A 9,409-nucleotide genomic window follows, 5' to 3' on the forward strand; every position below is an offset into this window, starting at 1 on the left:
CAACCGAGGAACCACCGATGACCGACGACATGATGAACCTGCGCACGCTCGTGGAGAAGACCCCTGATGCCGATCTGTTGCGCGAGATGATCGGCTTTGCTGCCCAGCGGCTGATGGAGCTGGAAGTCGAAGGCCAAACCGGAGCAGCCTACGGCGAGAAGAACCCCGAACGGCTGGCCCAGCGCAACGGCTACCGCGACCGGACCTGGGAGACCCGCGCCGGCGCCGTCGAACTGCGCATTCTCAAGCTGCGCAAGGGCTCCTACTTCCCGGGTTTCCTGGAGCCGCGCCGGATGGCCGAGAAGGCGCTCACCGCCGTAGTTCAGGAAGCCTATGTGCAGGGCGTCTCGACCCGCTCAGTCGATGACGTGGTGCAGGCGATGGGGATGAGCGGCATCTCCAAGAGCCAGGTGAGCCGGCTCTGCGCGGAGATCGACGACAAGGTGAAGGCGTTCCTCGCCCGGCCGATCGAGGGCGACTGGCCATATCTGTGGATCGACGCCACCTACGTGAAGGTGCGCCAGAATGGCCGCATCGTGTCGGTCGCGGTGATTGTCGCGGTCGGCGTCAACAGCGACGGCCGGCGCGAAGTGTTCGGCATGGATATTGGCCCCGCCGAAGCCGAGACGTTCTGGACGGCATTCCTGCGCAAGCTCGCCCGCCGTGGCCTGCGCGGCGTCAAGCTGGTCGTCTCCGATGCCCATGAGGGCATCAAGGCCACCGTCGCCAAGGTACTCAACGCCACTTGGCAACGCTGCCGCGTACGCTTCATGCGCAACGCGCTGGCCCATGCCGGCAAGAGCGGGCGAAGGGAATCGAACCCGCGTATTCAGCGTGGAAGGCGGATGGCGCGCCGGGACGTACGATCGCAAAACGAGGATACTTGTTGGCCCTTCGTGACAAGTTGCGCCGCCGCAAGACGTCGGCCGCGAAGGGGGCAAGGACTTGGAAACCTCGGGAGGCCTTCGCCATAAGGCTGCAAGCGATCAACAAAAATCCTCAATCAAAGTCAAATGAATTTTTTCATTTGACTATTTTTTTTCAAAACCGATAGTGTTCGAGGATGGATATCCCATTTTTTGCCAACCGGCTTCTGCAGCCATCATGACCGTGCGCGAAACGATAAGGCGTGAAAGCGCCAACCTGACCGCCAGCGAGCGGAAGATTTCGAATGCAGTGCTCGCGGATTATCCTTTCGGCGCGCTCCAGACCATCCAGGAATTGGCCAAGCGTACAGGCGTCAGTGCGCCCTCGATCACGCGCTTTGTCACCAAGATTGGCTTTGCCGGCTATCAGGAGTTCCAGCGCCAGTTGATCGCAGAATTGCGGGAAAGCCGACGCTCGCCGCTGGAGCTCAAGGCCACTGAAAAGCTCGGCAGTCGTCGCGCATTTCTGGCCGACTATGCGCGGCGAGCCTCTGAACGAATACATGAGATGAGTGCAAGCGTTCCGCAGGAACAATTCGATCGGATCCTGGGGCTCATCGCGGATCCAGCCCGAGCAGTGTTCGTGCTCGGCGGCCGCGTTAGTGACAGCATCGCTCGTTTTCTCTCGGTGCACCTCAAGCAGATTCGGCCGAAGGTCTATCATCTTCCACCCAATCCAGAGCACTGGCCGGACCCGCTGCTGGCGATCCGCAAGCAAGATGTCCTGGTCCTGTTTGACTTTCGCCGCTACCAGCCCGACCTGCAGACTCTCGCCGATATCGTCGCGAGGGAATGCCGACCGTCGATTGTGCTGATCACCGACAAGTGGATGTCGCCAATCGCCCGTCACAGCGACCATGTTATTGCCCTGCCGATCGAAATTGAAACAGCATGGGACACGCTGGTCTGCGCGCTCACCCTCGTCGAAGCCTTGATCGTCAAGGTATCGGAATCGAACTGGTCCACGACCAAAAAACGGCTCGAGGCCTGGGACAGGCTTCGCCTGGTGCCACCGGGTCAGCCTTCGGAGGAAAACAATGATCGCTGAGGAAATGCTTATTGCATGCTGTACGGATCTTGCGGGCAAGGTTCGTGGCAAGGCGTTTCCCGCTACGCAACTCGACAAGCGTACCAAGCGGGGCATCGGCTGGACGCCAACCAACGCTCAGATCACGTGTTTCGACACCATTGCCGAAAGCCCGTTTGGCTCGCTTGGTGACCTCGTCCTCATTCCCGATGAAACTGCAAGGGTGCGCGTACAATTAAGCGACGATTTGCCGGCGGAGCATTTTGCGCTCGGTGATATCCGCCACACTGACGGTCGACCGTGGGAGTTCTGTACCCGATCGATCCTCAGGAGCGCTCTCGACCGCCTCGATCGGGTCACCGGCCTGACGCTGCTCGGGGCTTTCGAACACGAGTTTCAGTTTCGGAATGACGCGGATCGCATTGGCGAGGCCTACAGCGTTAACGGCTTCCGTGTCGAGCGACGCCTGGCTGAAACGCTCGTAGCAGCCATGCGCGCGGCGGGCTTGGAGCCGGACACTTTCATGAAAGAGTTTGGTTCTGGCCAGTATGAAGTCACGATGGGGCCGTCGCGCGGGATCTCAATAGCGGATCAGTCTACGATCCTGCGCGAACTCGTCCGCCTGGTTGCGGACGCTTTCGGGAAGGAGATTACGTTCACCCCAATCCGCGACCCAGCCGGCGTCGGCAACGGCGTTCACATCCATCTCAGCTTCCTTAATAGCGACGCGCCGGCAACCTGGGATCCGAACGGCAAACACGAGCTTTCCAAAACCGCTGGCCAATTCGTTGGTGGTATCCTCAAGTACCTTCCTGCGATCGTCGCGATCACAGCGCCGAGCGTCATATCCTACCTGCGGCTCACGCCGCATCGCTGGAGCGCGGCCTTCAACAACCTTGGCTTCCGCGACCGCGAAGCTTCAGTACGCATCTGCCCCGTTTCTGATTTGAGCGATATTTCCAAAGCAGCTCAGTTCAATTTTGAGTTCCGCGCCGCCGACGCTACAGCGAGCCCGCATTTGCAACTCGCCGCCATCGTACACGCCGGGATCCAGGGCATCGAAGAAGAACTGCCGACGCCGGATGCGACGACCGAAGACCTCGCGCTTCTTGATCCGCCGGCCTTGGCGGCGCGCGGATATGTCCGCCTGCCAAGATCCTTGGGTGAAGCTCTTGATCGGTTACTGGGGAATGCCACCGTAGCCGGGTGGTTTCCCGCCGGGTTCATCGAGACATACGCAAAGCACAAGAAGGGAGAAATGGCATTCGTCGAGGGGAAGACTCAACAGGAGATCTGCAGCCTGTATGAGCAGGTCTACTGAACGACGGAAAGCTCCATAGCAAGCGTCCACCGTCCGGAGCACCTCTCGCGCGCGCAAGCTTTTAGCAGGGACCGCGGCAGGTGCCTGCACCTGCTCGGTCCACGCTACGGCGCGAGACCGCCGAATATGCCACGGGTAACTCCTCCTCCAACCTTTGCGTGCGTGAAGCGTTGGCCCGCACCGCCTGTCTTGAGGGAACACAGCCCGAACAATAGGTAGAGGTGTGACGTATCGGCACGTGATACGTTAACGGCGCTTGCGCATGATAGCTGGCGACAAGTCAAAGAAGTTGCCCGCCTGCGAGCAAGGAGCGGCGACCCGATCGACGCGGCGGCCCACGGTCATTGATGGACACGCAACATCTTCTGACCCTTGCCCCTGCGGAACGGCGCCTGCCCGGTAAGACCGGGATGCTTCGCCGTGCCTTCTTCACCTCGCGCGTGGCGGTCGCATCCCTATCTGTCGGATAGGCCATCATGAGCTTCAAGGCTGGAGGCTTCTCCAGTGCGAAGCTGAGCAGGCCATGCATGGCATGATCCCGAACGGGTAGCGCTGCCGCAGCTGGAAAGAGAGCAGTTCGTGCCAGAGGTAGAATGCAGCCACGCCGGAGGCCGGCTGACCGGGTCTCCCATATTCCAGCCTTCAGGCGCTCTCGCGGCGCGCCGGACGTCTTCCGTCGGGAAGCAGACGTTGACGATCAAGAATCCGTCGATGTGTTGCAAAGGCGACAATTAACCTGAATTTCCCGGCACTCTGCGTCGATATTACCTGGCCCAATTCATGCATCGGTGGGACGCAGTTCAATCGGTCAGCCGGAGCGGCGCAGCGCCTCGAGCTGCGCCTCGGCAGACGCCTCCCAGGCGGATTTGCGCCCGGATAGAGTACCCGAGGAGAAGTGGTGCCCATGATGATCGAAACGGTTACAGGGGCGATCCCAGTCGAGAGCCTCGGGCGCACCTTGATGCATGAACATCTGTTCATCGCCTTTCCAGGTGCCTGGTTCGATCCACTTGCCAGATACAGCCGCGCCGAATTGATCACGGAGGCCGTCCGGCGGCTGGTGCAATTGCGTACTGAACATCAGGTGCGCACCTTCGTGGACCCCTGTCCAATTGAACTCGGGCGCGACGTCACCCTGATGAAAGAGGTTTCTGAAAAAGCCGGCATGCAGATCATTTGCACCACCGGATTCTATTATGAGGAACGGGGGCTGCCGTTCTACTGGCGCGCCCGCAACGAGGAAGAGATCGCTGAACTCTACATCCGCGAGATTATCCATGGGATCGGCGACAGCGGCGTTAAGGCGGCCCTCCTGAAGGTCTCGACGAGCGCGCCGGCGGTCACCGATCAGGAGAAGAAATTTATCGCTGCGGCCTGTATCGCACAAAAAGCGACGGGAGTGCCGATTATTACTCACACGACAAATGGCGGCGCCGGGCCTGAACAGCAGCAGTTGTTCGCAGCCGGCGGCGTCGCGCCCAGTCGATGCCTTATCGGCCATTGCTGCTGCAACGCCGATCACCTTTACCATCGGCGGATCGTGGATGGCGGTTCTTACATCGGGTTCGATCAGATCGGGGCGACCCACTTCCAGCCTGACGAGGTTCGCGCAAGCAATGTGGCGAAGCTCGTGCGCGATGGTTTTCGTGGGCAGGTCATAATGAGCATGGATCGTCTCTGCGGCCACCTCGGCAAGCCCAGCGCGCGCCAGATGACTGCCGAGGAGATTGCCACAATCGAAGACTTGAAGTCACGAAAGATCTGGCAAGAGCATACCTACATGTTCACCGATTTTATCCCGATGCTGCGCGCCCGCGGCGTTCGCGAAACGGACATCATCGCGATCCTGGAAGACAATCCTCGACGTTTCTTTGCCGGTGCGGCTCTGCCAGGAAAGCCCAAACTCTAACGCGCGCGCCACACTGCATCACGCATGCGGCTGAATGATTGCAGCTGCACAAGCGCGGGTTGGTCAAAGTGGCTTCAGAAGAGGGCCAGATTTGGTTGGTGAGTGTAATCTGACGCCGGATAATTTAACCGCCTTGGCTGGAGCTTTCGCCACCGAACTCCTAACCGGAAGTATTCATCCTGGAGCAGCGCAGTGAGAGCTTCATTGTAGAGTTCCGTTGGAGGTCGGGAGGGACCGCTGTCATGGCCGGCCTGACTTCCTATTTGGCGAACATAGCATGTCGTCCCGTCCACATGTCGATACAGGACGATCGGGGTTGCTTGCGCTTTCTGAAAACGAAGCGATAACTCTCTCGAGGACGTACATGGATCCAAAAGTCAACCCGATCGACGTGGACTTCATTCCTGCTCAAGGCCGCGCCGACTACCATCGGCGGTCGCTACTTGGGCTATGGCAAAGAGCAATCAGACATCCCGGCACGCGCCAACAATTCCCAGTCGGGGACGAACAACCGACATTGGCCAACATCAAATCGGCTTGGGCAATGGTGGGTGTGAGGGACATTTACGATCACTCTGAGCATCTGCATTCGTCTGTGCCCTCCGAAGCCGGGCGATCATCTCCCGGCTCAGACATGATCCTTTGCATAAGAGGAGCGAGGAAGCCGAGGGCTCTCATCGGAACGTATGAGGAGATGCTGTACAACGCATGCTTCGATGGAAAGGCGTACGATCTTTCAGGCATCACCAGTGATGACAGGGTACTCGTACTGGGAGAGAGTGGTATCCATCACGCCGAATATTGCAGTTTCTATGCCTTGTCACGAACGGCATGCACCATCATCCCTATTCAGGACCACAAGAGAGGGCGAGAGAACGCAGACATCATGCGAGAGTTGCGGGCAACCGCGATCGTTGGACCTTTCAGTGCTCTCCTTCCACTCCTGTCCTATTTGGAGCTTGCCGATCTGACTTACGCTGGGATTCGGCGCATTATTAAAGGCGGAGAGCCCTTGTCGCGAGTGCTTCGATCAAGACTCGTGCAGCGATTCGGAGAAGATTTATCCTTTCACTCCGTCTTTCAGACACCGGACCACGGTGCACTGGGCTTCCAATGCTCCGCGTGCGGCCCTGGCGAGTACCACCTTCATGAAGGCCTGATCTACGCAGAGCTCAGTCCAAGGAACGATGAGCGCGCGACAGAACTGGTCATTTCCAACCTGCACCGTTCCCGCATGCCCGTTGTCCGGCTTCGGACCGGGCTTGGCGCGGAATGGGCCGATTCTGAAGGAACGTGCTCATGCGGGTTAACTTCCAGGAAAATACGAATTCTGGAAAGAATAAGCGACTTTTCAGACACGCAAGGTGGCGGTCATCCACCATAGTCTGGGCCCTGCGGGTCGACTGCCGACAGGCCGTCTTTTCATCAGCATCGATCCTAGCCAAGCTCAGACGCGGCAATCGTCGCCATAGGGCAAATTGTAACGGTAAGCGTCGCTTGGCGGGTTGTGTTCATCACCGCGAGTGCCTGTTGTCGGGCGCCGCTGCTAAGCAAGCAGCACCGATCTCCTCAATCAGAGCATTTGTGTTCACCTGGCGGCAATAGCCCTCGATGACCCGCAAACTACTGTCCTGGCGCTCCTGGCTGTAGGTGGCGCAGGCATCTGGCACGAGCGTCACAAGGTAGCCGAGATCGCAAGCGTCGCGTACAGCGGATTCCACGCACTCGTCGGTAACGACCCCCGCCAGGACCAACTGCTTGGCGCCAAGATTGCGCAGCAGGTAATCGATATTGGTCGATACAAAGACGCTCGAGGACGATTTCGGCAGGACAATTTCGTCATCGCCCGGCGCAAGCTCGTCAATGACTTTGCCGTCCCATGAACCTCTCGGGACATTGAATCCCACGATCTTGTAGTTCAGGCCGCGATCGCGACCATCCCGCGTGAGGCTCTCAATCGTCGTGTAAAGTACTTCTATTCTTGCCGCGCGAAAGGCCGCCTGCAGCCTCAGCATGTTAGGAATGGCAACGCTGTTCAGGCGATCGAAAAAATAGCCGTATTTGCCGGCAATCTCGGCGTCCGACACATTCTTGAACTCGCCCCCATCACGTCGAATGCAGAAGTTCTGCACGTCGATGAACAATAACGCCGACTGCTCCGGATTGAGCGCCACCTCGCGTGTCGGAAGTTCAGTCATCGAAATGTTTTTTCCTGCGCATCGATCGGGAGATCAAGGCCGCAATCTGTGGGTCCCTTGGGATCATCGATCAAGTGATTTACGAATTCAAAGTAGAGGACGCGGCTACCGGCGTACCCTCAGCACATCCAGGCACGCTTCGTCAGACTGCAAGTTTTCAGATAGGAGATCTACAATGCGAGTTCCCAGGCTAGCGCATCCTTGTGGCGAGGATGGGCCAAATTTAACCTCGTGTCGGGTTTACACATCTCGATGCGCTGGCGAAGGTCACGAGGCCAACATCAGCTCCGCTTTCTCTTGACGAACAACACGGCTCCTCAACTCTTCGCCGGTTAGCCAGATCAGCCAATCATCGTCGACAATTTCCTCTTCCACCAGCCGCAAGATCGAGCCGGCCCTCTCATGGTGAGCATAACCGTACTGCGAAGCAACGCCTTTATCGATTAGCCAGTGCGCTACCAGTCCACATATGAAATCAGGAGCCCACATGGCGAAAGACACGCCGAATGCTATCCCTCCCATGATCTCGGGTATGCCCGAACCTCTAAAGTCTCTGCGCACCCAACCGTCGCCGTGATATGCTACTTTGCCAGACATCTTCTTCGCAGTTGGAGCCGCACAAGTGCACGCATCCTCTGGATGGGCATGTTTGCTCGGATCGGCGTAGAACGCTTTCAGGGATTTAAGATGCTCTGCAAAGTTGCTTCGCGAAAGATCGTACAGTCGAACGGCCTGCAGGACCGCAGCGTCATTGTTCTTGTCGACGCCGACCATCCAAAATCCCTCGCCTGATCTAATTGGCGAGCGGTCCGGCCGGAAATTCGGATATGTGCGCCCCTTCGTTGCAGTCGCCCGCGTAATCGAGACATACTCGTCAAAATCTGTTCCCAACGAAAGCTTGATGCCTTTTTGGGCGGCAGCAGCGTCATAGTTGTGAATGAAGCGTGATACGTGCAGCAGGTCGACTGCGCTGGCCATGATCGCGCCCTTGTCCTATTGTGATGCGCCGGGTCCCTTAAGGCTACTACAGCACCAATGAGGATATGGACACTACCAGTTTCGGTGGGGAAGATTGGATCCGATCTTGATGAATTCGTCTTCGCTCGCCAGCCACACCATCGTGGCGGACATGACGCTCATGCTGCTGCCGCGACCGCCGGTCGCGGCAAAAACGGATGCGACCAGAAGTCGCCTGCCATGGAAGCCAGATTGCGATCCGATCGGCCGCCATGCTTTTGCGGTCCAAGGTAAATGCGACAAGAAGCATCGCATTTCCAGCCTCGTCATCGACACTGAAGCCGGCCTCAATGGCATAAAATCTTCAGCTATGGATCGAGGCTAATCAAGCGTCTGCCGACCGAACTTTGTGCGCACGACCGGACTAACACGACTTGGGCACTTGGGCCAGGTGCTGTTTGTTGTGCAACTTCATACGCTCTGCGTAAAGTCGACGAATACATGTCCGGCCTGGACAAGCCCGTCCAAAACGTCGGGCAGCGCCTTGGCGGTGGTCTCGACGACATGAAACAAGAGCCGCGGCTGACTTGAGGGCGTATGCTTGAGGTCCTCCTTGATGGCAGCGAGCATGCCCGCCGCCGTCGTCACGCCCTGACTGTCCTTGCTGTCCGCGTTGAAGTCGCAGTGGCTCAGACTGTAGAGCTTGCCAGGACCGCTCAGGATGCCGGAAAGCCGCCCCAAGGCGTCGTTCCGCGGCGCGCGCCAGTGCTGCATGGCGACATTGACCTTGTCCAGGACAAGTTGATGCGTGTCCTTGAACTGCTTGAGGATCTGCTGGTCGCTGTAGGAGCCGGTGCCGTTCTTTAAGTGATCCCACGAATGATTTCCAAGAACGTGCTTGGCATCCAAAATGCTCTTGGCCGCGTCCGGCTTCTGCGCAACTTCCTCTCCGAGCACGAAAAACCCGCCCCTAACTTTGCGCTTCGCAAGTTCAGCCAGGATCGGAACCAACGCCGTCTGAGCGGGAAGCGGACCGTCATCGAATGTCAGTTGCAGATTCATTTCTATTCT

The 9,409-nt window shown here is 58.2% G+C and carries 9 protein-coding genes; 6 read left to right on the forward strand and 3 right to left on the reverse strand.

From position 1 onward, the window contains the following. The first annotated feature begins 17 nt into the window (after positions 1 to 17). From ACVILL_RS05360 to ACVILL_RS05380, 5 genes are all read left to right on the forward strand, one after another. Positions 18 to 974, forward strand: a complete 957-nt coding sequence (locus ACVILL_RS05360) for an IS256 family transposase (RefSeq protein WP_456728140.1) — start codon at positions 18 to 20, stop codon at positions 972 to 974. A 130-nt stretch (positions 975 to 1,104) separates the two neighbouring features. Beyond that, entirely contained in the window at positions 1,105 to 1,974 is an 870-nt protein-coding gene (locus ACVILL_RS05365) for a MurR/RpiR family transcriptional regulator (protein ID WP_456728141.1), read from the forward strand. Then, entirely contained in the window at positions 1,964 to 3,274 is a 1,311-nt protein-coding gene (locus ACVILL_RS05370; RefSeq protein ID WP_456728142.1) for a glutamine synthetase family protein, read from the forward strand. Before ACVILL_RS05365 ends, ACVILL_RS05370 begins: the two co-directional genes overlap by 11 nt. Before the next feature lie 904 nt (positions 3,275 to 4,178). After that, positions 4,179 to 5,183: a phosphotriesterase family protein gene (locus tag ACVILL_RS05375; RefSeq protein WP_456728143.1), complete on the forward strand. Its 1,005-nt coding sequence runs from the start codon at positions 4,179 to 4,181 to the stop codon at positions 5,181 to 5,183. A 364-nt stretch (positions 5,184 to 5,547) separates the two neighbouring features. Further along, on the forward strand, positions 5,548 to 6,567 hold the full coding sequence (locus tag ACVILL_RS05380; RefSeq protein WP_456728144.1) for a hypothetical protein: 1,020 nt from the start codon (positions 5,548 to 5,550) through the stop codon (positions 6,565 to 6,567). Positions 6,568 to 6,697: 130 nt separating this feature from the next. Here ACVILL_RS05380 and ACVILL_RS05385 read toward each other — a convergent pair whose 3' ends face one another. Then, on the reverse strand, positions 6,698 to 7,381 hold the full coding sequence (locus ACVILL_RS05385) for an isochorismatase family cysteine hydrolase (protein WP_456728145.1): 684 nt from the start codon (positions 7,379 to 7,381) through the stop codon (positions 6,698 to 6,700). A gap of 267 nt (positions 7,382 to 7,648) precedes the next feature. Next, positions 7,649 to 8,359 (reverse strand): hypothetical protein, encoded by a 711-nt coding sequence (locus tag ACVILL_RS05390; RefSeq protein WP_456728146.1) that lies wholly within the window; start codon positions 8,357 to 8,359, stop codon positions 7,649 to 7,651. A 94-nt stretch (positions 8,360 to 8,453) separates the two neighbouring features. Between ACVILL_RS05390 and ACVILL_RS05395 the strand changes: the two genes are divergently transcribed. Next, positions 8,454 to 8,723 carry a hypothetical protein gene (locus tag ACVILL_RS05395; RefSeq protein WP_456728147.1) on the forward strand — a complete coding sequence of 90 codons (270 nt, stop codon included), beginning with the start codon at positions 8,454 to 8,456 and terminating at the stop codon, positions 8,721 to 8,723. A gap of 86 nt (positions 8,724 to 8,809) precedes the next feature. On the opposite strand, the gene ACVILL_RS05400 is transcribed toward ACVILL_RS05395, so the two are convergent. Further along, the gene (locus tag ACVILL_RS05400) at positions 8,810 to 9,400 is read right to left on the reverse strand and encodes a polysaccharide deacetylase family protein (RefSeq protein WP_456728148.1); all 591 of its coding nucleotides are present in this window, start codon (positions 9,398 to 9,400) and stop codon (positions 8,810 to 8,812) included. Between the last annotated feature and the right edge of the window lie 9 nt (positions 9,401 to 9,409).

The sequence above is a fragment of the Bradyrhizobium sp. USDA 3364 genome (assembly GCF_054056355.1).

Coding starts and splice junctions, on each gene's coding strand:
- ACVILL_RS05390 (WP_456728146.1), bottom strand. CDS start 8,359: ATGGCCAGCGCAGTCGACCTGCTGCACGTATCACGCTTCATTCACAAC.
- ACVILL_RS05400 (WP_456728148.1), bottom strand. CDS start 9,400: ATGAATCTGCAACTGACATTCGATGACGGTCCGCTTCCCGCTCAGACG.
- ACVILL_RS05385 (WP_456728145.1), bottom strand. CDS start 7,381: ATGACTGAACTTCCGACACGCGAGGTGGCGCTCAATCCGGAGCAGTCG.
- ACVILL_RS05380 (WP_456728144.1), top strand. CDS start 5,548: ATGGATCCAAAAGTCAACCCGATCGACGTGGACTTCATTCCTGCTCAA.
- ACVILL_RS05365 (WP_456728141.1), top strand. CDS start 1,105: ATGACCGTGCGCGAAACGATAAGGCGTGAAAGCGCCAACCTGACCGCC.
- ACVILL_RS05375 (WP_456728143.1), top strand. CDS start 4,179: ATGATGATCGAAACGGTTACAGGGGCGATCCCAGTCGAGAGCCTCGGG.
- ACVILL_RS05360 (WP_456728140.1), top strand. CDS start 18: ATGACCGACGACATGATGAACCTGCGCACGCTCGTGGAGAAGACCCCT.
- ACVILL_RS05370 (WP_456728142.1), top strand. CDS start 1,964: ATGATCGCTGAGGAAATGCTTATTGCATGCTGTACGGATCTTGCGGGC.